The 22,368-nt window shown below is 61.5% G+C and carries 20 protein-coding genes; 12 read left to right on the top strand and 8 right to left on the bottom strand.

Going from position 1 to position 22,368, the window contains the following annotated elements; all coding sequences use genetic code 11:
- Positions 1-3: 3 nt before the first annotated feature.
- The 3 genes from AC1DIJ_RS21045 to AC1DIJ_RS21035 all read right to left on the bottom strand — a co-directional run bounded on the left by AC1DIJ_RS21045 (position 4) and on the right by AC1DIJ_RS21035 (position 4,465).
- Entirely contained in the window at positions 4-2,247 is a 2,244-nt protein-coding gene (locus tag AC1DIJ_RS21045) for a glycoside hydrolase family 2 protein (protein ID WP_112385686.1), read from the bottom strand.
- A 105-nt stretch (positions 2,248-2,352) separates the two neighbouring features.
- Positions 2,353-3,342 (bottom strand): LacI family DNA-binding transcriptional regulator, encoded by a 990-nt coding sequence (locus tag AC1DIJ_RS21040; RefSeq protein WP_112385685.1) that lies wholly within the window; start codon positions 3,340-3,342, stop codon positions 2,353-2,355.
- 118 nt (positions 3,343-3,460) lie between these two features.
- Entirely contained in the window at positions 3,461-4,465 is a 1,005-nt protein-coding gene (locus AC1DIJ_RS21035; protein ID WP_112385684.1) for a Gfo/Idh/MocA family protein, read from the bottom strand.
- 200 nt (positions 4,466-4,665) lie between these two features.
- Between AC1DIJ_RS21035 and AC1DIJ_RS21030 the strand changes: the two genes are divergently transcribed.
- The 6 genes from AC1DIJ_RS21030 (at position 4,666) to AC1DIJ_RS21005 (ending at position 10,069) form a co-directional block, all read left to right on the top strand.
- Positions 4,666-5,958 carry an extracellular solute-binding protein gene (locus AC1DIJ_RS21030; RefSeq protein ID WP_112385683.1) on the top strand — a complete coding sequence of 431 codons (1,293 nt, stop codon included), beginning with the start codon at positions 4,666-4,668 and terminating at the stop codon, positions 5,956-5,958.
- A gap of 86 nt (positions 5,959-6,044) precedes the next feature.
- Entirely contained in the window at positions 6,045-6,932 is an 888-nt protein-coding gene (locus AC1DIJ_RS21025) for a carbohydrate ABC transporter permease (RefSeq protein WP_112385682.1), read from the top strand.
- A gap of 1 nt (position 6,933) precedes the next feature.
- On the top strand, positions 6,934-7,845 hold the full coding sequence (locus tag AC1DIJ_RS21020; RefSeq protein WP_112385681.1) for a carbohydrate ABC transporter permease: 912 nt from the start codon (positions 6,934-6,936) through the stop codon (positions 7,843-7,845).
- A gap of 19 nt (positions 7,846-7,864) precedes the next feature.
- Entirely contained in the window at positions 7,865-8,944 is a 1,080-nt protein-coding gene (locus AC1DIJ_RS21015; RefSeq protein WP_112385680.1) for an ABC transporter ATP-binding protein, read from the top strand.
- A gap of 14 nt (positions 8,945-8,958) precedes the next feature.
- Entirely contained in the window at positions 8,959-9,705 is a 747-nt protein-coding gene (locus AC1DIJ_RS21010; protein ID WP_112385679.1) for a ThuA domain-containing protein, read from the top strand.
- A 70-nt stretch (positions 9,706-9,775) separates the two neighbouring features.
- On the top strand, positions 9,776-10,069 hold the full coding sequence (locus tag AC1DIJ_RS21005; RefSeq protein ID WP_162705921.1) for a MurR/RpiR family transcriptional regulator: 294 nt from the start codon (positions 9,776-9,778) through the stop codon (positions 10,067-10,069).
- Between the two features lie 4 nt (positions 10,070-10,073).
- On the opposite strand, the gene AC1DIJ_RS21000 is transcribed toward AC1DIJ_RS21005, so the two are convergent.
- From AC1DIJ_RS21000 to AC1DIJ_RS20990, 3 genes are all read right to left on the bottom strand, one after another.
- Positions 10,074-10,985 carry an SMP-30/gluconolactonase/LRE family protein gene (locus AC1DIJ_RS21000; RefSeq protein WP_112385677.1) on the bottom strand — a complete coding sequence of 304 codons (912 nt, stop codon included), beginning with the start codon at positions 10,983-10,985 and terminating at the stop codon, positions 10,074-10,076.
- A gap of 100 nt (positions 10,986-11,085) precedes the next feature.
- Positions 11,086-11,907 carry an SDR family oxidoreductase gene (locus AC1DIJ_RS20995; protein WP_112385676.1) on the bottom strand — a complete coding sequence of 274 codons (822 nt, stop codon included), beginning with the start codon at positions 11,905-11,907 and terminating at the stop codon, positions 11,086-11,088.
- 194 nt (positions 11,908-12,101) lie between these two features.
- Positions 12,102-13,289, bottom strand: coding sequence for a phytanoyl-CoA dioxygenase family protein (locus AC1DIJ_RS20990; protein ID WP_112385675.1), 1,188 nt, complete (start codon positions 13,287-13,289; stop codon positions 12,102-12,104).
- A gap of 96 nt (positions 13,290-13,385) precedes the next feature.
- On the opposite strand from AC1DIJ_RS20990, the gene AC1DIJ_RS20985 reads away from it, so the two are divergent.
- Together AC1DIJ_RS20985 and AC1DIJ_RS20980 are read left to right on the top strand one after the other, a co-directional pair.
- Positions 13,386-14,411 carry a LacI family DNA-binding transcriptional regulator gene (locus AC1DIJ_RS20985; RefSeq protein ID WP_112385674.1) on the top strand — a complete coding sequence of 342 codons (1,026 nt, stop codon included), beginning with the start codon at positions 13,386-13,388 and terminating at the stop codon, positions 14,409-14,411.
- A gap of 74 nt (positions 14,412-14,485) precedes the next feature.
- A complete protein-coding gene (locus tag AC1DIJ_RS20980; protein WP_112385673.1) occupies positions 14,486-15,709 on the top strand; it encodes an adenylate/guanylate cyclase domain-containing protein in 1,224 nt (407 codons plus the stop codon).
- 80 nt (positions 15,710-15,789) lie between these two features.
- Here the strand turns inward: AC1DIJ_RS20980 and dgoD are convergent, their stop codons facing one another.
- Entirely contained in the window at positions 15,790-16,938 is a 1,149-nt protein-coding gene (dgoD, locus tag AC1DIJ_RS20975; RefSeq protein WP_112385672.1) for a galactonate dehydratase, read from the bottom strand.
- A 55-nt stretch (positions 16,939-16,993) separates the two neighbouring features.
- A complete protein-coding gene (locus AC1DIJ_RS20970) occupies positions 16,994-17,749 on the bottom strand; it encodes a FadR/GntR family transcriptional regulator (protein WP_112385671.1) in 756 nt (251 codons plus the stop codon).
- 211 nt (positions 17,750-17,960) lie between these two features.
- Between AC1DIJ_RS20970 and AC1DIJ_RS20965 the strand changes: the two genes are divergently transcribed.
- The 4 genes from AC1DIJ_RS20965 (at position 17,961) to AC1DIJ_RS20950 (ending at position 22,359) form a co-directional block, all read left to right on the top strand.
- Positions 17,961-18,944 (top strand): arabinose ABC transporter substrate-binding protein, encoded by a 984-nt coding sequence (locus AC1DIJ_RS20965; RefSeq protein ID WP_112385670.1) that lies wholly within the window; start codon positions 17,961-17,963, stop codon positions 18,942-18,944.
- Positions 18,945-19,015: 71 nt separating this feature from the next.
- Positions 19,016-20,521 carry an L-arabinose ABC transporter ATP-binding protein AraG gene (gene araG / locus AC1DIJ_RS20960; protein WP_112385732.1) on the top strand — a complete coding sequence of 502 codons (1,506 nt, stop codon included), beginning with the start codon at positions 19,016-19,018 and terminating at the stop codon, positions 20,519-20,521.
- Between the two features lie 15 nt (positions 20,522-20,536).
- The gene (araH, locus tag AC1DIJ_RS20955) at positions 20,537-21,487 is read left to right on the top strand and encodes an L-arabinose ABC transporter permease AraH (protein ID WP_112385669.1); all 951 of its coding nucleotides are present in this window, start codon (positions 20,537-20,539) and stop codon (positions 21,485-21,487) included.
- The gene (locus AC1DIJ_RS20950; protein WP_477831535.1) at positions 21,484-22,359 is read left to right on the top strand and encodes an aldose 1-epimerase; all 876 of its coding nucleotides are present in this window, start codon (positions 21,484-21,486) and stop codon (positions 22,357-22,359) included. Before araH ends, AC1DIJ_RS20950 begins: the two co-directional genes overlap by 4 nt.
- The last annotated feature ends 9 nt before the right edge of the window (positions 22,360-22,368 follow it).

Here is a 22,368-nt window from a genome sequence, read left to right as displayed (position 1 = left end):
CCGTCACTGTGCGGTTACAGTGAAACTGACGGGCGGGAAGCGGTTTGAGGTCGCTTCCACGGTGATCGTGCCTGTCAGTCCCGTTGCTTCCAGCCAGAAGCCAGCCGTGCCGCCCTGCAGCGGTACGTTGTTCGGGCCGACGATCTTCGCCGGTCCTTCGACGCGCAGCGTGACGCTGTCATCCATGAAGGGCAGGCGCTGATCGCGCTGGTCGAGTGCGCGAATGATGACGCGGGTGCTGTCGCGCTCCCGGGCCTTCAAGGCGATCGCGTCAGGTGCGAGCTGCAGCCTTGCAGGCAGCGGATCCGCCGCCAGCGTCAGATGCGCGACCGGCTCGCCATCGATGAAGCCGGTGAACTCGCCGTCAATCCATTCCAGACCCCAGGTGCCGAGCTCATCAGCGGTGAAGTGCCGGTGGTCGAGAACGACAGGGGGGTGCGGCAGATGCGGATAGTTCTCGCGGTCGGGGCCGATCCGCTTGGTCAGCGTTCCGTATTTCAATTCGACTTCGTCGCAATTGGTGAGGATGATCAGCGGCAGCACGCCGCCGATGCTGCGCTCGCCACGCGCCCAGAAGGTCACCGGCTTCATGATGACTTCATCTGAAGGCTCGCATTGGCTGGCGTAGACGTAGGCCGCGAATTTCGGTTCGCGGAACATGTCCATGACGCCGTGGTAGCAGATGCGGTCGCCGGAGCCGAAATCCTTGTGGGTGTTGTAGTCGAACATGCACCAGCCGATCGCGCCTGAGATGTCAGGATCGCCATAGGCGGCGTTCAGCACTTCCAGATGGCGGCGGACGTGTTCGGCCTGGCGCTGTTCCGGATCGTGCATCTTGGTCGGATGCATGTGGCCGTTATACTCGGTGATCAGGTAGGGCACCTTGTGCGCAAGGCCGGTATTTTCCTGCTGCGGGCGCAGCGCGGTGCGCGGGCGATTGGCGCCCGGCAGTTCCTCGTTGCCGAGGATGAAGTCGTTCATCGTGTAGACGTCTTCCAGCAACTCACTTTCCGTCAGGTACCGGACACCGCCGGTCTGGCGGGTCGGGTCGAGTTCGCGGGCGAGACGGTTGGTCTCGGCGTAGAAGTCGTGGCTGTCGAGCGACTCGTTGATGCGCACGCCCCAGATGATGATCGAGGGGTGGTTCCAGTCGCGCTCGATCATGCGACGGACGTTCTCGATCGACTCCTTCTGCCACTCGAGATCGCCGATATGCTGCCAGCCGGGGATTTCTTCGAAAACCAGCAGGCCGAGGCGGTCGCACTGGTCGAGGAACCATTTGGACTGCGGATAGTGTGAGGTGCGGACGATATTGCACTTCAGCACCGTCTTCATGATGGTGGCGTCGAGTTCCTGCGCCGAGCGCCCGGCGGCATAGCCGACATAGGGATAGGCCTGGTGGCGGTTGAGGCCGCGCAGCTTCAGCGGCTTGCCGTTCAGAAGGAAACCTTCGGGCGTGAACTCGGCGGTGCGGAAGCCGAAATTCGAGGTGAGGCGATCCGACCCATGGCTGGTCTTGAGGTCGACTGTGAGCTCGTAGAGAGCCGGATTGGCGATATCCCAGAGGGCGATGCCGGTCAGATCGCTGAAGCCGAGCGTCACGTCCTCGCCGGTGGTCTCAGCCGTTGCCGTGGCGATGACGATGCCCGAGGCATCGCGGATCGTGCCGGATATCGTGCCGAGGAACGTCGCGTCCTGCGGATTGGAGAGCTTGCAATGAACGGTCGCCGACTTCGTTTCGGCAAGGACGTTCTGCGTCTCGATCTTGATGTTGCTGAGCGAGACGGCGCCGGTGACCTTCAGCCAGACCTCGCGGTAGATGCCGGCATAGGTCAGGTAGTCGATGCGGCCACCGAACGGCGGGATGGCAGGGTTCTCGCTGCCGTCGATCTTGACTGTGATCAGGTTGTCGCCCTTGATAAGCTTGCCTGTCAGGCGGGCTTCGAAGGGCGTGTAGCCGTCCTTGTGCGCAATGATCTCTTCGCCGTTCAGGTAGACGACGCTGTCGGCCATGGCGCCGTCGAAGACGATAGAGACTTCGCGGCCCTCGAATTCGGGCATCCAGCGCAGCAGCTTCTGATAGGTGAATGGCCGCTGATAGCTCTTCTCGTCGAAATAATTGAACGGCAGTTCGACGGCCGTATGCGGCAGGCTGACGGTCGTGCTGCCGTCGAAGGCGTCGAGCAGGCGCTGGCCGAAGCCCTCGTGGAAGCTCCAGGATTCATTTAAGGAGACGACGGAACGCATATCAGGCTTCCTTGCTGCAGGCGCGGGCAATGATGCGGCGCGAGGCGCGCGCGCGTGAAATCATGGTCATGGAAATTCCTCCTCGATGCAATGAAAAGCGCTGCCTTACGCGGTGGAGCCCCAGCGGGGCGTGCAGGCAAGCGTGATGTTGTGCGGGCCTTCGATATCCTGCTCGTGGCGTTCGATCACCTCGACCACGGCATCCATGAAAGCGGCATGGTCAAGGCTCAACGTTGTCAGGTCGTTGCAGTCCCAGGTGGCCATGGCGATGCCGTCCTGGCCGACGATGGCGATATCGCCGGGCGTCTGCTTGCCGAGGACGCGCCGGGCCGCGTCGCGCGCGCCGATCGCCATCACGTCGTTGCCGCAGATGATCGCATCCACCTTCGAGCGGTGCAGCAGCATGACGGCTTCTTTGAAGCCGGAATCGTAGGAATAGTCGCCGAAGGCCTCTGCCTCGAAAGCCAAGCCATGCTTGGCAAGACCGTCGGCAAACCATTTGCGGCGCAGCTTGTCGATCCAGCTGGACTTCGTTCCGGAAAGATAGGCGAAGCGTTTTTTTCCATCCTTGACGATCTTGTCGATGATCTCGGCAGCGCCGACGGCGCCATCGATGCGGATGCTGGAGACATTCTCGTTCTCCAACGGCTCGAAGGAGACGATGATCGGTTTCGTCGTATGGAAGATGTCGACGGCATCCTGCATTGACACCATGTCGGAGAAAACGACGACGTGATCGACCTGATAGGTCGAGGCCAGCCGCATCAGCTGCAGCCGGTCGGAATGATCGGCGCAGCAGAGAATGATTGGCAGAAGCTGGCGTGCCTGAAGGCGATGAACGAGCAGCTGCTGCTCTTCCGCCTCGCAAGGATTGCCGATCGCGTTGACCACCAGGGCAACCAGACGGGAGCGCTGATTGTTCAGCGAGCGGGCGATGGCGTTCGGCTGGTAGCCGTGCTCGCGGGCGACAGCGAGGATACGGTCACGCGTGGCGCTGCCGATGCGGGAATCGGGTGAGAAGGCGCGCGAGATCGTCGCCGAGGACACACCGGCGAGCTTCGCCAGCTCCTTGGATGTGATGCGTTTCCTGCTCATGCTGCTTCCACCCCGTCTAGACCCATTCCGCTCTTCTCCGTATCGCGGAGCGGGTCTACCTTTGTTGTTACGCAATTCCGGAAGCAAAACCGCTGCGCAGTTTTGCTTCCGGAATTGCTTAGACGGCGATCCTGGCGGGCACTCCCTCCGCCGCCGCCGATTCCTTGATTGCGTCCCAGAGCCTAGCGAATCGCAAGCCCATTTCAACGGAGCCGGAGTTTTCCATGCTTCCGGCGCGGATGGCGAGGAAGTTCTTCATGGGATTGCCGAGAATCTCGGCTTCTTCGCGTGGCTCGCTGGTCCGGCCGAAGCTGATCTCGCGCCAGCCGCCCCAGGCGTCGATGCGCACGATCGCCTTGGAATAGAAGAAGGTGATGTAGGAGGCGCAGCCGGGAGGGCCTTCGCCGGCTGCCGTCAGTGTCGCCAGCGCGCCGTTCTTCAGCCGTGCGGAAACGGCTGTGGCGATATCCACCTTGCGGCTGTGATTGTGCATGTAGGCGGAAACGCTCTCGAAGTCCGAATTGGCAAGCAGGCAGACGGTGTTCATCATGTGAGCGCCGGTGTCGAACATGAAGCCGCCGCCGGATATTTCCGGCCGCTGCTTCCAGTGGCCTTCGTAATTGGCGGCCCAGCTTTCCCAGATCATGCCCGATATAGCGATCAGGTCGCCGAACTCGCCCGATAGCGCACGCTTGCGGGTGTCGAGCACCAGCGGCGAGAGGCCGCCTTGGAAGGCGGTGACGATGGTGACGCCGGTCTTCTTCTGCGCCGCGATCAGCCGTTCAGCTTCGGGGACGGTGGTGACCATCGGCTTTTCCAGGAAGAGGTCGAGCCCAGCCTCGGCGACGGCGACGGCCTGTTCGCCATGGAATGCATGCGGGGTGGAGATGTAGATGATATCCAGCGTATCGTGGCGCTTCGCCAGCATGTCGCGATAGTCTTCAAAGGCTTCCGGTTCGGGTGCGCCGGCTTCCTTGCAGACGTCGATCAGCCGCTGACGCGAACCCGGGATGGTATCGGCAAGCGCGGCAAATTCGATTTCCGGCATCTTGGCCCAGCTATGGGCATATTCGGCCGCCTTCAGCCCGGCGCCAATCACGCCGAGGCGCAGTTTCTGTATCATGCAAAATCCTCCCGAATGCGATTGTGCAAACGATTACACAAACGATGTATTTGTTGCAAGCTATAAATAATAACATAAAAACAACAACTTAAATTTTGCATTGGGAACGATTGCAAAATCATCTTGTCAGGCATGGGAATGCGTGTACATTTTCGACGGGTGCTGGAGGGCGCCATTGTGAACAAGAGGGAGGACTTCCGTTGAAGAAGACGGTTATCGGTGGCCTTTGCGCCATATTGCTCAGCGCAGTATCGACGCTGGCTCATGCTGAAACGATCCGGATTGCGAACCATGGCCAGTCGGGTATCGACGCCATGAAGTCGACGGTCGAGCGCATCGAGAAGAAATACGGTGTCACGGTCGAGGTTGTCGAATACCCGGCGCCGGACAGGGACTATCTGACGAAGCTGCTGACCGAGCTCGGCGCAGGCAATGCGCCCGACCTGTTCTCCATCCCGACTGCATCTGCCGTCGCCGATATGGTGGAAGCCGGTTACCTCGCTCCTGTCACCAAGGAATTCAAGGCCTGGGAAGGCTATAACGGCCTCTACGATGTGGCCAAGCAGCTGGCCGTCAGCCCCGATGGCGAGACCTATGTGATGCCCTTCATGCTGGGTATCCAGGAAATCTACTATCGCAAGGATGTGCTCGATAAGGCCGGTATTTCGACCGAACAGCCAAAGAGCTGGAAAGACTTGCTCGACCGTGCAGCCGAGATCAAGACGAAGACCGGCGCCTATGGCCTACTCTTCCCGGCCGGTGTGGCCTGGGGCGGCGGCGCGTTCGACGAGGGCTTCCAGCATCTGATCGTCGGCTCGAAGACGCCGCAGATCGTCGATGCGGATGGCAAGTTCGATCTCAACGGCGAAGGCGTCAAGGATGTCTTCGATGTCTACAAGCAGCTGATCGACAACGATCTGATGCCGGTTCAGCCGCTGCTCGGCCCTGAGCCGTGGGTCGTGCCGAAGTATGAAATGTTCCCGCAGGGCAAGCTCGCCGCCACCACATGCGGCTCCTGGTGCTACATTTTCGACTGGGGCCGCGAGAGTAAGAACCCGATCCCTGACGTGACCAAGATCGTCGGCACCTGGACGGTTCCCGGCCAGAACGGCGGCCAGTACGTGCTCGCCAACCTGGCGGCTCCGTGGGCCGTCAATGCCAAGTCGGCCAATGCCGAACTCGCCATCAAGGCGCTGATGGAAATCGGCTCCGTCGAAACGCAGGTCTCCTATGCGGCCCGCATCGGCAATATTCCGGCCAGCAAGGATGCGGCTTCGAATGCCGACTTCCAGAAGCTGACGGAACTGGTGCCGATCCATGCGGCTGCCGGAAACGGCGTGTTCCTGAAGCAGGCTTCCGGCTTCGGCACCGTTTCGGAAGGTGTTGCCCGCGCCACCGAAGCGCTGCTGCGCAAGGAAACCGATGCAGCCGGCGCCCAGAAGATCCTGGTCGACTACGTCAAGGAAACGCTCGGCGACGATGCCGTGAAATAAGCTTGGGTACTTTCTCCCGCCCAAGATTGGGAGGCGCGGCAAGTCTGCCGCGTCTTCCGCTTCATTCGATAAGGTTGTGAGCTTCGATGATCAGAAACTCTCATGAACGCCGCGCCGAGCGCCAGCTTCTCATCATCCTGCTGCCGTCGCTGGTTCTGCTGCTTGCCTTCGTCATCTACCCGGCACTGTACTCGGTTTATCTGAGCTTCACCAACGAGGCGCTGACCGGTGCGGCTGCGCTGCGGCCCCGCTTCGTCGGGCTGCGCAACTACGCGCGGCTGTTCAATGATGCGAAGTTCTGGAACTCTTTGCTCGTCACCTTCTTCTTCGTGGTCGGCTCGGCCGTCATCGGCCAGTTCGTGCTCGGTCTCGTATCCGCCATGGCGCTCCGCCGCGAAATCCGGTTCCGGCAGATCTTCTCGTCGATCATCCTCTTGCCGAATGCCGCCCCTGAGGTCGTCGCCGGCTTCATGTGGATCTCGATGCTGGCGGGCGGCGAGCATGCGACGCTGTCGCGCATCGTCAGCTTCTTCGGCATTGCGCCGGCTGACTGGCTGAACACCTTTCCGCTGGCGATGATCATCATCGTCAACACCTGGCGCGGTATCGCAACGGCGATGATCCTGCTGACCGCCGGGCTTAGCACCATTCCCACCGAAATCTACGAGGCCGCCCGCATGGATGGTGCTACCCCATCGCAGATGTTCCGCCGCATCACGCTGCCGCTGATGATGCCGACGATCCTGCTCTACATGCTGATCTCCGCCGTCTCGACGATCGCCGTGTTCGGTCTCGTCTATGCCCTGACGCGCGGCGGCCCCGGTGGGGCGACCGAACTCGTCAGCATCTATATCTACAACCAGTCCTTCACGGCGTTCCAGCTGGGTTACGGCGCTGCTGTCGCGGTCGTCGCGTTGATCATCTCGCTGATCCTTGGCATCGGCTATGTCCGCGCCATGAAGGTGGAGATCTGATATGGCGGTGATCTCTCCGAGCGAAAGCGCCAACAAGACGCGCTCCGACCTGATGGCCTATGCCACGCTGTCGGTGATCTCGATCTTTTGCGCCGTGCCGTTCTTCTGGGTGCTGCTTGCCTCCCTCGATGGCAATGCCCAGCTCTTCCTGCGCTGGCCGGAGCAGTGGAGCCTTGGGAATTATGCCCGCGTCTTCATCAAGGAAGATGGCGGCCGGTGGCTGTTCAACTCGCTGTTCATCGTTGGCGGCGCGACCCTTATCGTCATGGTGCTGGCAGGGCTTGGCGGCTATGCGCTGTCGCGGACCCGCGCCTGGTGGAAACTGCCGTTCCTCTATACGATCCTGCTGATCCGCGTGCTGCCGCCAACGGCGCTGGTGGTGCCCCTCTACAAGTTCCTGCTGACGCTCAACAATGCCGAAGGCGCGATTCTCCGGCCGATCTTCGGCAGCTATGCGCGTGACATTATGCGCTGGACGGGCTTCATCGACGGCTATCTCGGTATCATGCTGGTGCTCGCCACCATGCAGCTGCCGTTGGCGCTCTGGATCATGAAGACCTTCTTCGACGGTCTGCCGCGGGATTATGAAGAGGCTGCCGTCATGGACGGCGCCACGATGGTGCAGCGCATCCGCCGGGTGCTGATTCCGCTGGCGCTGCCTGGTCTTGCCGCAGCCGGCCTCTTCACCTTCATGTCGGCCTGGGGCGATTTCCTGCTGCCGCTGATCTTCCTGTCGTCGCCGGAGCTGCAGACGCTGCCGCTCGGTCTCTTCCGCGCCTTCCTGCGCATCAACGAGATCGATTACGGCCTGCTCGCCGCCCTTGCCTTCATCTACCTCCTGCCTGCCGTCATTGCCTTCGGCTTCGCGCGGCGCTTCCTCGTCCAGACATTCTCTGGCGGTGTGAAGGGCTGAGACAAGAAAGAGAAACCGAATGATCAATCTGAAGAACGTCCGCAAATTCTACGGTTCGCTCGAAGTCATCAAGGGCGTCGACATCACCGTCAACGATGGCGAATTCGCCGTCTTTGTCGGCCCGTCCGGCTGCGGCAAGTCGACCTTGCTGCGGATGATCGCCGGTCTGGAGGGCATCGATGACGGTGATCTCATCCTCAACGGCCAGCGCATCAACGACGTGCCGCCAGACAAGCGCGGCATCGCCATGGTGTTCCAGTCCTATGCACTCTATCCGCATATGACGGTCGCCGAGAATATCGGCTTTTCGCTCAGCCTGAAGAAGGTGCCGGAGGCGGAGATCCGCAAGCAGGTTGAAGGCGTCGCCGAAATCCTGCAACTGACCGATTACCTCAACCGCCGCCCGGCCGCCCTTTCCGGTGGTCAGCGCCAGCGTGTCGCTATCGGCCGGGCGATCATCAAGAAGCCGTCGCTGATCCTGTTCGATGAGCCGCTGTCGAACCTCGATTCCGCACTACGCGTACAGATGCGTGCCGAGCTGCAGCGCCTGCACCGGGAGCTGAAGGCGACTGTCGTCTACGTCACCCACGATCAGGTGGAGGCGATGACGATGGCCGACCGGATCGTCGTGCTGAACAAGGGAACGGTGGCCCAGCAGGGCGCGCCGATGGATCTGTACCACAAGCCTGAGAACGAATTCGTCGCCACTTTCATCGGCTCGCCGAAGATGAACGTCATACCGATGACCGCGACACGGCAGGGCGGAAATCTGCGTCTCGAAAGCGCGATCGGCCTGGCGATGGACATGTCCGGTGCGGCCGATATTCCCCAGGGCGAGGTGCGCCTTGGCGTGCGGCCCGAGCATCTGAAAATCGCGGCCGATGGGCAGGGCAACTTCAATGCCGAGGTGGGGATCGTCGAACGCCTCGGCGTCGAGACCTACATCACCGTCGGCACCACCAAGGATCCGATCGTCATCCGCTCGGATGGCGATGTTGCGGTCCGGCCCGGTGACCGCGTTTCGCTCTCGGCCGATCCTGCGGCCTGCCATCTCTTCGACGCGTCGGGACGGGTCATCCGTCCGGCTCAAGCATCATAACATTCGAGGATATCATGACGATCAAGGTTACGATCTGGAACGAAGGCCGCCACGAGCAGGTGCACAAGGAAGTGCAGGATATCTATCCCGACCGCATCGATGGCGCGATTGCGGCCGGCATCAAGCATGCCGACTTCGAGATCCGCCGCGGCACGCTCGATGACCCCGACGAAGGTTTGCCGGATTCCCTGCTTGAGGATACCGACGTGCTGCTCTGGTGGGGCCACATGGCGCATGAAGAGGTCAGCGACGGGTTGATCGACCGCATCCAGCAGCGGGTACTGAAAGGCATGGGCCTCGTCATCCTGCATTCCGGCCATCACTCGAAGCTGTTTCGCCGCCTGATGGGCACCAATGCCAACCTCTCCTGGCGTGAGTCGCCGGCCGGTGATCTGGAGCGCGTCTGGGTCATCAATCCCTCGCATCCGATCGCAGAGGGTCTGCCGCCCTATTTCGAGGTCAACGCCTCGGAAATGTACGGCGAGCCCTTCGATATCCCGCAGCCGGACGAGCTGGTCTTCATCTCCTGGTACTCGGGCGGCGAAGTCTTCCGCAGCGGCTGCACCTGGCAGCGCGGGCGCGGGCGCATCTTCTTCTTCAGCCCAGGCCATGAGACCTATCCCATCTATCACGACAAGATCATCCACCAAGTCATTTCGAACGGTATTCGCTGGGCGCAGCAGAAGCACAGGGATGGCCGGACCCTGGAAAACTGGCATCGCGCCGAGGCGCTTCACGGCCGCCCCGACGGAAAAGTCTGAGCTTCCTCCCGTGGGGGCTGGGGCGGTTCCGCTCCGGCCTTCGCGGGCGGTTCCTTCAAGGAGAGAGACGATGCAGCTGATATCGCTGAAGGCCGAAAGCGACGTTCACGAGTTTCTCATCAGCAAGACGTTCTGGGCTGCCGTCTATCGAAACGTGCCGGAGCGGCTGGCAGCGCTTGCCCGGCTGGCTGCCGAGCGGCCCGACGTTTTCGCTTTCGAAAGCAGCCAGAAGATCGCCGAGCGCTGCAATGTCTCGCAGACAAGCGTCGTCCGCTTCGCCCAGCATCTTGGCTTTGACGGGTTTGCCGAGATGAAGCAGGTGTTTCAGCGGGGGCTCCGCCAATCCGCCCGCCGCGCCTCGTGATCAGTTACGGGTACTGTGCACCGTTGACGGTCGTGTAGATCGAATAGAGCGACTGGGTCGCGGTGATGAACAGGCGGTTCTTCTTGATGCCGCCGAAGCAGATGTTCGAGACCGTCTGCGGCACCAGGATCTTGCCGAGGAGAGTGCCATCGGGCGCAAAGCAGTGGACGCCGTCGGCGGCACTGCTCCAGAGATTGCCAGAAACGTCGAACCGGAAACCGTCGGGCACGCCCTTGTCGATCGAGCAGAAGTAGCGGCTGTTTGCCAGCGTCTTGCCATCGATAACGTCGAAGACGCGGATGTGGCGGGGTACGTCATGGTTCGATGAACCTGAATCGGCGATATAGAGCTGTTTTTCATCGGGCGAGAAGGCAAGGCCGTTCGGCTGGATGAAGTCGGTGACGACGGCATCGATTTTGCCGCTTTGCGGATCGATGCGATAGACGTTGCGGGTTTGCTGCTCGGGTTCGGCCTTGTGGCCTTCATAGTCCGACATGATGCCGTAACTCGGATCGGTGAACCAGATCGAGCCATCGGATTTGACGACGACGTCGTTGGGAGAGTTCAGCCGCTTGCCTTCGTAGCTGTCGGCGAGGACCGTAATGCGGCCATCCGGCTCGGTGCGCGTCACCCGCCGTCCGCCATGCTCGCAGGAGACCAGCCGTCCCTGGTGGTCGCGGGTGTTGCCGTTCACGTAGTTCGAAGGCGAACGGAAGACGGAGACCGTGCCATCAGGAACCCAGCGCATCATCCGTTCGTTCGGAATGTCGCTCCAAAGCAGGCAGTTCCAATCGGAGAACCAGACGGGACCCTCCGCCCAGCGGCAGCCGCTATAGAGCTCCTCCAGCCGGGCACTGCCGGCGATCAGCCCATGGAAGCGTTCGTCACGGATGTCGTAGAGCGGGTTTTCGGACACGGATATGCTCCTCCCAAAGCAATGGATGCGTCTTTCGTAGCGATAAACGGCGAGGCGTGCCAGAGCCCGGCGCTGAAAATTACCGGGCTCCGGCAGTCACTTAGAGAGCGGCGACCGGATGCGGGGAGCCGTCATAGGCACCCCAGATCGATTGGTCGAAGCAGATAACTGAGCCAGTCATGAGGCCGGATTCCCCAGACGAGAGATAAGCGCAGGCGCGTGCCACTTCCTCGGGATCGACGAGTCGGCCAAAGGGCTGGCTTGCGGCTGCCTTTGCCAGCCAGTCCTCGGCGGCGCCATGGTATTCTCGCTGGATCCGGTCCTCGCCCTCCGACGACATCCAGCCGATGTTCAGGCCGTTGACGCGGATGCGGTTGCGCAGCAGCGCATAGGCGGTGTTTTTGGTCAGCGTTTCCAGCGCGCCCTTGGAGGCGCAGTAGGCGGCAATGAAGGGCTGACCGGCTTTCGCCGACATCGAGCCGATATTGACGATCGTGCCTTCGATCTTCTCACGGCGCATCACCTTGACTGCCTCCTGGATCAGGAAGAACGGTGCCTTGACGTTGACGGCGAACATCTGGTCGAAGAGCTCCGGGCTCGTGTCGAGGATGGTGCCGCGGTCGGTGATCGCAGCGGCGTTGACCAGCGCATCGACGCGGCCGAAGGTCTGGTCGCAGGTGCGCACGACATTCTGCGCGTCCTCGACCTTGCCGAGATCGGCCTTGACATAGACGACCTTGGCGCCGGTTTCGGCCGAGAGTTCCTCCGCCTTGGCCTTGCCCTTCGCTTCATTGCGGCCGCAGATGACGATGCCCTTGGCGCCGCGCTCGGCAAACAGCCGGGCGATGGTGGCGCCGAGGCCCTGGGTGCCGCCGGTGACGATAGCGATCTTGCCGTCGAGGCGGCTCAAGTCGGTGCTCATGTGGTTCCTCCGTTGATTGATGTGCAAATAGCCCCTCGCGGGTGCGAGAGGCGGGTTGGTTCGTGCGTATGGCCCCCTCATCCGGCTGCCGCCACCTTCTCCCCGAGAGGAGAAGGGATTTGCCGCGCCGTCTCGTGTCCCCTTCTCCCCAGCGGGGAGAAGGTGCCCAAGGGCGGATGAGGGGGCTCCTGCTCTTACGTCAGCTTCTTTTCCGCCTGATCCGCAAGCGCCTTGGCAAAGGCTTCATCGCTCCAGCCTTCCTTCAGCGCCTCATGCATCAGCTGCGCCTGCGTCTTCGGCGCCAGGCCACCGACCGGCGGGTCGCGGTCGAGGTTGGTCGGGAAGGAATAGCCCTCGGCGCAGGAGGCGACGGCGTTGACGATATCTGTTTCCGAAAGCTGCCCCTTCAGTTTCTTCAGCGCCGGGAACAGCTTGGCGCTCATGCGCTCGCGGTTGACCGTTTCCATGGCCCGGCCGAAGGCGGAGGAGACCTGCAGGAGGTTTGCAACGCGCTTGATATCGGCGGAGCGGTTGGTGCCGGCGGCGTGGAAAAGGGCCGGGTTGAAGAAGACCAGGTCGCCTTTCTGCAGCGGCAGCTGGATATGGTGCTTGTCGAAGTAATCCTTGAATTCCTGGCGCTTGAGCGCGAGGTAGCCCGACACATAGGTCTGGCTATGCGGCAGGAAGAGTGTCGGTCCGCTTTCGAGCGGCATGTCGCAATGGGCGACAGCGCCCTGCAGCGTCAGCACCGGCGAGAGCTTGTGGACGTGGGCGGGAAACTGCTCGATGACCTTGGAAGACTGGAAGCCGAGGTGATAGTCGCGATGCGCCGATTGTGCCGCGCCGCCCGGATTGACGCGGTTGACCTGCGCCGTCATCTGATAGCTCGGCCCGAGCCAGGCTTCGCTGGCGATCGCAATGATCGGATTGGCATAGTAGCGGGCGAAGTTCTCGGGGTCGGCCAGGCAGTGCTTTTCCAGCGAATTCCAGATGCGATCATTGGCACCCGGCTTGGCGAAATGGTCGCCGCCACCGGTCGAACTGCGGTGCTGCTCCTCGATGATCTCGTCGAAGATCTTGCTGGCGCGGTCGATGATCGAGGTATTCTCATAGGCACCTTTGAAGACGACCACGCCAGGGCCTTCGCCGAAGGCTTCACAGATTTCCGCCAGCACAGCGCGGCGGCCTTCGGGATCGGCGATCGCCGCGACGACCTTACGGCTGTCATAGATCAGCACGTTCTTCTCGACGCTATCGGCATTTGGGTAGTCTGCGAGCAAGGTCGTCTTCTCGGCCAGATCGCGAAAATCGCCGAGATCGCAAGCGTCTTCGGTCAGCCAGACGCGGTCGGCTCGCAGTTTCTGCAGGTTGTCGGTTTTCATCAGGTGCTCCTCCAATCGCTGATGGAGGGCACTATACGCCGCAGCATTTGCTGATATAGATCAGCGATCCATCAAAAAACCATCAGAACTGTGCCGATGCCTCACCATTTCCTCGTCAAGGATATCGCCTTCCAGGCCGGGCTCAGCACGGCGACCGTCGATCGGGTGCTGAACGGGCGGCCCGGAGTGCGCCGCCAGACCGAGCAGCGCGTCAAGGCGGCGATTGCCGAACTGGAAAAGCAGCAGGCGGGTGCCGAGGCAGCCAGCCGGAAGCTATCGATCGATATCGTCATGGAAACGCCGGAGCGGTTCAGCGATGCTGTCCGGGCCGCCTTCGAGGCGGAGGTCGCGACGCTGCTGCCGACCGTGTTCCGCTGCCGGTTCCACTTCGCCGAAGTCATGAGGCCGGCCGAGCTGGTGCAGCTGATCGATCGCATCCGGCTTCGCGGAACGCACGGCATCGTGCTGAAAGCGCCCGATGTGCCCGATGTCATTGCCGCCGTGCGGCGTGCCGACGAGGCAAAGATTCCTGTCGTCACGCTGGTCACCGATCTGCCGAACTCGCCGCGCGCGGCCTATGCCGGCGCCGACAACCGGGCGGCCGGGGAGACGGCTGCCTATCTGATCGGCTCGCAGATGGGAGAGCGGCCGGGCCATGTGCTGGTAACGCTGTCAAGCGGACGGTTCAGGGGGGAGGAAGAGCGCGAAATCGGCTTTCGCCGCATCATCCGCGAGCGCTATCCGTCGATCGGGATCACCGAAATCAGCGAGGGACATGGGACGGATGCGGCGACGGGGACGCTGGCGGCCGAGGCGCTCGCAGCGAACCGGGCGATCGATGCCGTGTACTCGATCGGTGGCGGCAACCGGGCGGTGCTTGCCGCCTTCGAGGCGTCGGGGCGGCCGTTGCGGGTGTTTGTGGCGCATGATCTCGATGCCGATAATCGCACGCTGCTGGCAGCGGGCAAGATCAATTTCGTCCTGCACCATGATTTGCGCACCGATGCGCGCTCGGCTTTTCGCGCCATCCTCGACCGCTCCTCGAAGGCGCAGCGAAACGGCCACGGGCCGCTTTCGGCCGTCGAGATTATCACGCCGTTCAACATGCCATCCGGCGGGTGACCGCCACTCTCTTGTTTTTCTTTCTCATGGGACGAAATCCGGATAGTTGTTGGCCGAACAGGGAGGTGGATGGCATGGAATACAGCGACATTGGAACCATCGCGACCTGGCTGACGGAACAGGGCTTGAAGGGCGCGACGGAGTCCGAGCTGCTCGACGGCTTCTGCATCGCCTGCCGTGACAAGGGTCTGCAGATCGACCGCGGCATGGCGCTGATGGATACGCTGCATCCAGTTCACGAGGGACGCGCCTTTCGCTTTGACAGCGAGCAGGAGATCGAATCCGAATTCGAATATGGACCGACCGGTGAGGGGGAAGCGCTGGAAAGCTGGAAGCGGTCCGCCTTCTATTATCTCTGGGCCGGCACCGAAAACGAGGTTCGCCGCCGTATTGGCTTCGGCGATCCCGCCGATTTCCAGATGCTGGAGAAGATGGCCGAGCTCGGCCATACCGATTACGTCGCGTTGATCCACCGCTTCGAGAAGGAAGGCACCATCGGCGAGATGGACTGTTTCTTCTCACATTTCTCGACGCGTCACCCGGAAGGCTTTTCGGACCATGATCTCGTCATCCTGCGCAAGCTGGTGCCGGTATTGGCGCTAGCGATCAAATGCATCGCGCTCGGCCGCATCGCCCGCACCATTGCCGAGGTCTATCTCGGGGAAGACGCGGCGCGTCAGGTGATGGAAGGCAAGATCAGCCGGGGCAAGTCGGAGCGGATTTCGGCGGCTCTCTGGTTCTCGGATCTGCTGAACTATACGAAGATTTCCGACAACGCTTCGCCGGAAGAGATCCTGCCGTTTCTGAACGAGTACAGCGAAGTGGTGATTTCGGCGATCCACGAGTCCGGCGGCAACGTTTTGAAGCTGATCGGCGATGGCGTGCTGGCGATCTTCAAGGGCGAGGATCCCTCGGAAGCCTGTTGCGCGGCGCTGAAGGCCGAACGGCTGCTTCGCGAAAAGCTCGCCAAGCTCAATGCGGCGCGCACGATCGATAGCCGGCCAACGACCGATGTCTATCTCGGCCTGCATATTGGCGATGTGTTCTACGGCAATATCGGCAGCCAGGAGCGGCTCGACTTCACCGTCATCGGCCCTGCCGTCAACGAGGTCAGCCGCATCGCCTCGATGTGCCGGTCGGTGGATTTTAACGTGCTGATCTCGTCAGAATTCGCCGATACGATCCCGAGCGAGGATCGCGCCGAACTCGCCTGCATCGGGCGATATGCGTTGCGCGGCGTCAAGCGCCCGCAGGCTCTTTATACGCTGGAGACTGCCTGGCTGGGCGCAGGCAACTAACGGCGCAATTTTGGCGCCGTTGCCTGGCACCTGTCACCGTTCCGGAAAGCAGAAGGGCCGCTTTCGCGGCCCTTGCCATCTTACCATTCAGCGAAGCTGCCATCTTCGTGGCGCCAGATCGGGTTGCGCCAGCGGTGGCCTTCCTTGGCGCGCTCGATGACGTAGGCTTCGTCCACCTCGATGCCGAGGCCCGGTCCCTGCGGGATGGACACGAAACCATCGGCATACTGGAACACCTCCTTGTTGGCGATGTAATCGAGAATGTCGTTGCCCTTGTTGTAGTGGATGCCGAGGCTTTGTTCCTGGATGAAGGCGTTGTAGCTGATCGCATCGACCTGCAGGCAGGCGGCAAGTGCGATCGGGCCGAGCGGGCAATGCGGGGCGAGCGCCACGTCATAGGCTTCGGCCATCGAGGCGATCTTGCGGCATTCGGTGATGCCGCCGGCATGGGAGAGATCCGGCTGGATGATATCGACATAGCCGTCTGTCAGAACCGACTTGAAGTCCCAGCGCGAATAGAGCCGCTCGCCGAGCGCGATCGGCGTCGAGCAATGGTTGGCGATTTCCTTCAGCGTTTCGCGGTGTTCCGAGAGCACCGGTTCCTCGATGAACATCAGCTTGTAGGGCTCGAGTTCCTTGGCGAGCACCTTGGCCATCGGCTTGTGGACGCGGCCGTGGAAATCGACGCCGATGCCGATATGCGGGCCTATCGCTTCGCGGATAGTGGCGATGGTCTCGACGGCGCGATCGATCTTTTCGTTGGAATCGACGATCTGCATTTCCTCGCAGCCGTTGAGCTTGATCGCTTTGAAGCCACGGGCGACGACGTCCTTGGCGTTGCGGGCAACGTCGGAGGGGCGGTCGCCGCCGATCCAGGAATAGACCTTGATGCGGTCGCGCACCTGGCCGCCGAGGAGCGAGTGGATGGGCTGGCCGAGCGCCTTGCCCTTGATGTCCCACAGCGCCTGGTCGATGCCCGAAATCGCGCTCATGTGGACGGCGCCGCCGCGGTAGAAGCCGCCGCGATACATGACCGTCCAGTGATCTTCGATCAAAAAAGGATCCTTGCCGACGAGATAATCGGCCAGCTCGTGGACGGCGGCCTCGACCGTCAGCGCGCGTCCTTCGACCACCGGTTCGCCCCAGCCGACGACACCCTCATCCGTCTCGATCTTCAGAAACAGCCAGCGCGGCGGAACGATGTAGGTCGTGAGCTTGGTGATCTTCATGGAGTCGGGCTTTCATTCTTCTCGTGTTGCGTCTGCGGCGGTGCCGCCTGTCTGTTTACTTGGTCCGGCCGATCGCCTTTTCGGCGGCAGCGAGATCGCGCACGGCCAGATCCAGCATGCGATTGGCGCATTCACGTGCCTTGGCGCGGTTGCGCAGCCTCAGCGCCTCGACAAGCTCGCCATGCACGGCAACGGCGTCCTCGCGGCTTTCGACGGCAATGTTCGAGGCATGCAGCGCATATTTCAGCGCGGCATGGATGGCGCTGAGCAGGCGGCGGAAGACCTGGTTATGGCTCGCCTTGAGAAGCACGGCATGGAAGGTCACGTCGGCGTCGGTGAAGGCTTCGGGATCGCCGGCGGAATCCCGCATCTGGCGCCAGGCGCTGTCGAGATCGGCGATTTCCTGGGTGGTTGCCCGTTCGGCGGCATATTCCGCGGCTGCCGGTTCGATCGTGCGGCGCGCTTCCAGAATGCAGCCGAGCAGATCGAAGTCCTTGATATAGGGACCCATCCATTCGAGCACTTCGGCGTCGATGATATTCCAGTCGTCGCGGTCGCAAACCGAGGTGCCGATCCGCGGCTTGCCGCGCACCAGCCCCTTGGATTCCAGCACCTTGAGGGATTCGCGAATCACGGTGCGGCTGACGCCATAGAGCTCGCAGAGATCGTTTTCGCGCGGCAAAGGCGATCCGGCCGGATAGCGCTCGGAGAAGATGTCCTCGGCCATGGCAGCTGTCACATTCTTGCGGACGCGCGGACGGCTTCCGATGCGCGGATTTGCATCCCCACTCTGCTGCTCGATGGAATCCAAATGACTTCTCCGCTTTCCCTTGCCCGCGAAGCAAACCGAACCGTCTTAGCCGAATTCGATTTCCTTTGCGACGGCTCCTCCCGGCACGCTTGATATTATCTTATTATTCCAATCATCATACAAAGGCAATTGACTGGTATGATGATTTAATTTAATTCTAGCGCACTGCCTGGGAGGCAGATGCTCATTTTTGAGAGTTAGGGAGAGAGACATGCGCTTGTTCAAAGCAGCCATCCTGGCTGGCACATTTGCCATTCTGGCCGCCGGCTCCGCCTTTGCCGAAGACGTCAAGATCGGCTTCATCGTCAAGCAGCCGGAAGAGCCGTGGTTCCAGGACGAATGGAAGTTCGCCGACCAGGCTGCCAAGGAAAAGGGCTTCACGGTCGTCAAGATCGGCGCCGAAGATGGTGAGAAGGTTCAGTCGGCGATCGACAATCTTGGCGCCCAGGGCGCTCAGGGCTTCATCGTCTGCACGCCTGACGTCAAGCTCGGCCCCGGCATCGTCGCCAAGGCTGCCGCCAACCAGCTCAAGGTCATGACCGTCGACGACCGCCTGGTCGATGCCGATGGCAAGCCGCTGGAAGATGTTCCGCATATGGGTATCTCAGCCACCAAGATCGGCGAGACTGTCGGTCAGGCTCTGGTCGATGAGATCAAGAAGCGCGGCTGGGACATGAAGAATGTCGGCGCAATCCGCGTTTCCTACGACCAGCTGCCGACCGCTGTTGACCGCGTCGAAGGCGCGATTTCGGTTCTGAAGACCGCCGGCTTCCCGGCTGAAAACATCTTCGATGCGCCGCAGGCCAAGACTGATACGGAAGCTGCTCTGAACGCGGCGACGACCGTTCTCAACAAGCATGCCGACGTGAAGTACTGGGTCGCGTTCGGTCTCAATGACGAAGCCGTTCTAGGCGCGGTCCGCGCATCGGAATCGGTCGGTATCGCTGCCGACCACGTGATCGGGGTTGGCATCGGTGGCGCAGACTCGGCGATCAACGAGTTCAAGAAGCCTGCCGCAACCGGCTTCTTCGGCACCGTCATCATCTCGCCGAAGCGTCATGGCTACGAAACCGCCATGAACATGTACGACTGGATCGCCAACGGCAAGGAACCGGCCAAGCTGACGCTGACCTCCGGTTCGCTGGCACTGCGCGGCGACTATGAAAAGGTTCGCAAGGACCTCGGCATCGAATAATCATCCTCCCAAGGTGATTTTAATCCCGGCGGCGCATGTCTGCCGCCGGGCTCTTTCTCGATGGAGCGATGATGGCTTTCCTCGAATTCAAGACCATTTCCAAAGGCTATCCGGGCGTGCAGGCGCTCTCCAATGTCTCGTTCGGTGTCGAAAAGGGCGCTGTCCATGGGCTGATGGGTGAGAACGGCGCCGGCAAGTCGACGTTGATCCGGATCCTCTCGGGCGATCAGTCGGCCGATGAGGGCACGATCGTCATCGATGGTGAGGAGCAGAAATACAGCTCCGTCCGCGATGCCTTTAACGCCGGCGTTATCGTCATCCACCAGGAACTTCAGCTCGTTCCCGAACTGACTGTTGCCGAAAACCTATGGCTCGGACGCTTCCCGGGCAAGGCCGGGGTCATCGACAGCAAGACGCTGATCGAGACGGTGCGCGCCAGGCTCGATGATATCGGCATCGATGTCGATCCTTCGGCAAAGGTTGCGACGCTGTCGATTGGTGCCCGCCAGATGGTGGAGATCGCCAAGGCTGTGATGCTCGACGCGCGGGTAATCGCGCTCGATGAGCCGACATCTTCGCTGTCGTCGCGTGAAAGCGAGATCCTCTTTTCGCTGATCGAGAAGCTGAAGTCCAAAGGCACTGTCATTCTCTATGTCTCGCACCGGCTGGACGAAATCTTCCGGCTTTGCGACAGCCTGACCGTTTTGCGTGACGGCAAGCTCGCGGCCCATCATCCAAAAGTCGCCGATACGACGCGCGACCAGATCATCGCCGAGATGGTCGGGCGCGAGATCAGCAATATCTGGGGCTGGCGCGAGAGGCTACTTGGCGACGTCAGGCTGGAGGTCAAGAACCTCTCCGGCTCGAAGCTACGCAACCCGATCAGCTTCTCTGTCCGTCAGGGCGAGATCCTCGGCTTTTTCGGCCTTATTGGGGCGGGGCGTAGTGAAATGGCGCGGTTACTCTATGGCGCCGACCACCGGCATCAGGGCGCGGTGACGATCGACGGCGTTGCCGTCTCGCCCAACAATCCCAAGGCGGCGATCAATGCCGGCATGGTTCTCTGCCCTGAGGATCGCAAGTTCGACGGGATCATCCAGGGACGGTCGATCCAGGAAAATATCGCGATTTCCTCGCGCCGCCACTTCTCGCCCTTCGGTGTGCTGAACCCGAAGAAGGAAGCGTCGGTCGCCGATCAATTCATCGCCAAGCTTCGGGTGCGCACGCCGTCGCGCAAGCAGGACATCATCAATCTGTCGGGTGGCAACCAGCAGAAGGTCATCCTTGGCCGCTGGCTTTCGGAACAGGGCGTCAAGGTCCTCGTCATCGACGAGCCGACACGCGGCATCGATGTCGGCGCCAAGTCCGAGATCTACGAAATCCTCTATGAGCTTGCGGCCGGTGGCATGGCGATCGTCGTCATCTCCAGCGAATTGCCTGAGGTGATGGGTATTTCGGATCGCATCATGGTCATGTGCCAGGGCCGCGTTGCCGCCAATGTCGCACGCGCCGATTTCGACGAACGCAGCATTCTGACCGCGGCCCTGCCCGACAAGAATGCCGCCGGCACAATCTAATTCAGGAACAGCACGATGAACTCGTTGAAAAAAATCCTTCTCGGCGAACAGGGCCTCGTGGTGATCTTCGCCATTGCCTTCGTCATCGTCTCGATCTTTGTTCCGAGCTTCCTGACGGAACGCAACATGCTCGGCCTGCTGCAGTCGGTGGTCACCATCGGCATCGTTGCCTGCACGATGATGTTCTGCCTGGCGTCGCGCGACTTCGATCTGTCCGTCGGCTCAACGGTCGCCTTCTCCGGCATGATCGCGGTCATGGTGTCGAATTCGACCGGCTCGATCCCGCTCGGCCTGCTGGCGGCGCTGATCTGCGGCAGCATCGTCGGGGTCATCAATGGCGTGGTCATCGCCAAGTTCCGCATCAATGCGCTGATCACCACGCTGGCAACGATGCAGATCGTTCGCGGCTTCGCGCTGATTGCGTCGGATGGCCGTGCTGTTGGGATCAACGATCCTTCTTTCTACCAGCTGGCGCTGTCGCGTTTCCTGACGGTGCCGACGCCGATCTGGATCATGATCGCGCTGTTCATCGTCTTCGGCTTCGTGCTGAACCGCACGGTCTTCGGCAAGAACACGCTCGCCATCGGCGGCAATCCGGAAGCCTCACGCCTTGCCGGCGTCAACGTCGTCAACATGCGCATCTGGATCTTTGCGCTGCAGGGTCTGGTCTGCGCCATCGCCGGTATTCTGCTTGCCTCACGCATCACCTCCGGTCAGCCGAACGCGGCGACCGGGCTTGAGCTTTCGGTCATCTCCGCCTGCGTCCTCGGCGGCGTGTCGCTGGCCGGTGGGCGTGCGGCGATGACCGGTGTCATTGTCGGCGTGCTGATCATGGGGATTGCCGAAAACGTCATGAACCTGCTGAACATTCAGGCCTTCTACCAGTATGTCGTGCGCGGCCTGATCCTGCTGATTGCCGTGCTGCTCGATAATCTGAGATCGTCGGCGGCCGGACGGCGCGGGTGAGCGGGTCTGCGGACATGGAGGAGATCCGGATCGCCGATGGCGATCTTCAAATCTCCCTGTCCCGTCTTGGCGGCGCGATCCACAGCGCCAGTTTTCGCGGCCGTGCCTTCATGGTGGCCGCTGGCGGTGCCGATGGCGGCGCCGCCAGTTTCCCTCTGGTGCCCTTCGGCAACCGGGTCGGCGACAACGTTATGACCGTTGGCGGCCGCGATTATTGCTTCCGCCCCAACATGGCCGACCCGCTCTATCTGCATGGCGATGGCTGGCTCGGGCTTTGGGATATCGTCTCCCACAGCCGCCAGAAGGCGGAAATGACCTTCCGCCACGCTGCCGATCATCTTTCGCCGTATCGCTATCAGGCGTCGCAGCGTTTTTCGATTTCCGGAAATTGCCTGGTGAATACGCTCAGCGTGACGAACAGCGGTGATGCGCCGATGCCGTTCGGTCTCGGCTTTCACCCCTATTTCCTGCTGACGCCGCAGATGACTTTGACCGCTCCAGCGCAGCATTTCTGGACGGAGCGGGAGGGCCATCTGCCGGAAAAGCGGGGAGTGGTGCCCGAACTGCTCGGCTTTTCGCGGCCCCGAACCATTCCGCCGCAGTGGGTCAACAATGCCTTCGAAGGCTGGGATGGCCGTGCCCGGATCGTCTGGCCGGAGCTGAAGCTCGTGGCTGATATCGAAGCCGATCCGGTCTTCGGCAACTACATGATCTATACGCCCGGCGGCGAGGCGGATTTCTTCTGCTTCGAGCCGATGACCCACTTGCCGAATGGCCATCATATGCCCGAGTTTGGCGGCCTTGTCGTGCTGCAGCCCGGCGAGAGCCTTGCGGGGCAAATGGCGATCAGCCTTTCGGCCCTGGAAATCTGACGGAGGACA

This window comes from Rhizobium sp. 10N427 (assembly GCF_056394605.1).
This window is presented reverse-complemented; position numbering and strand designations above follow the sequence as displayed.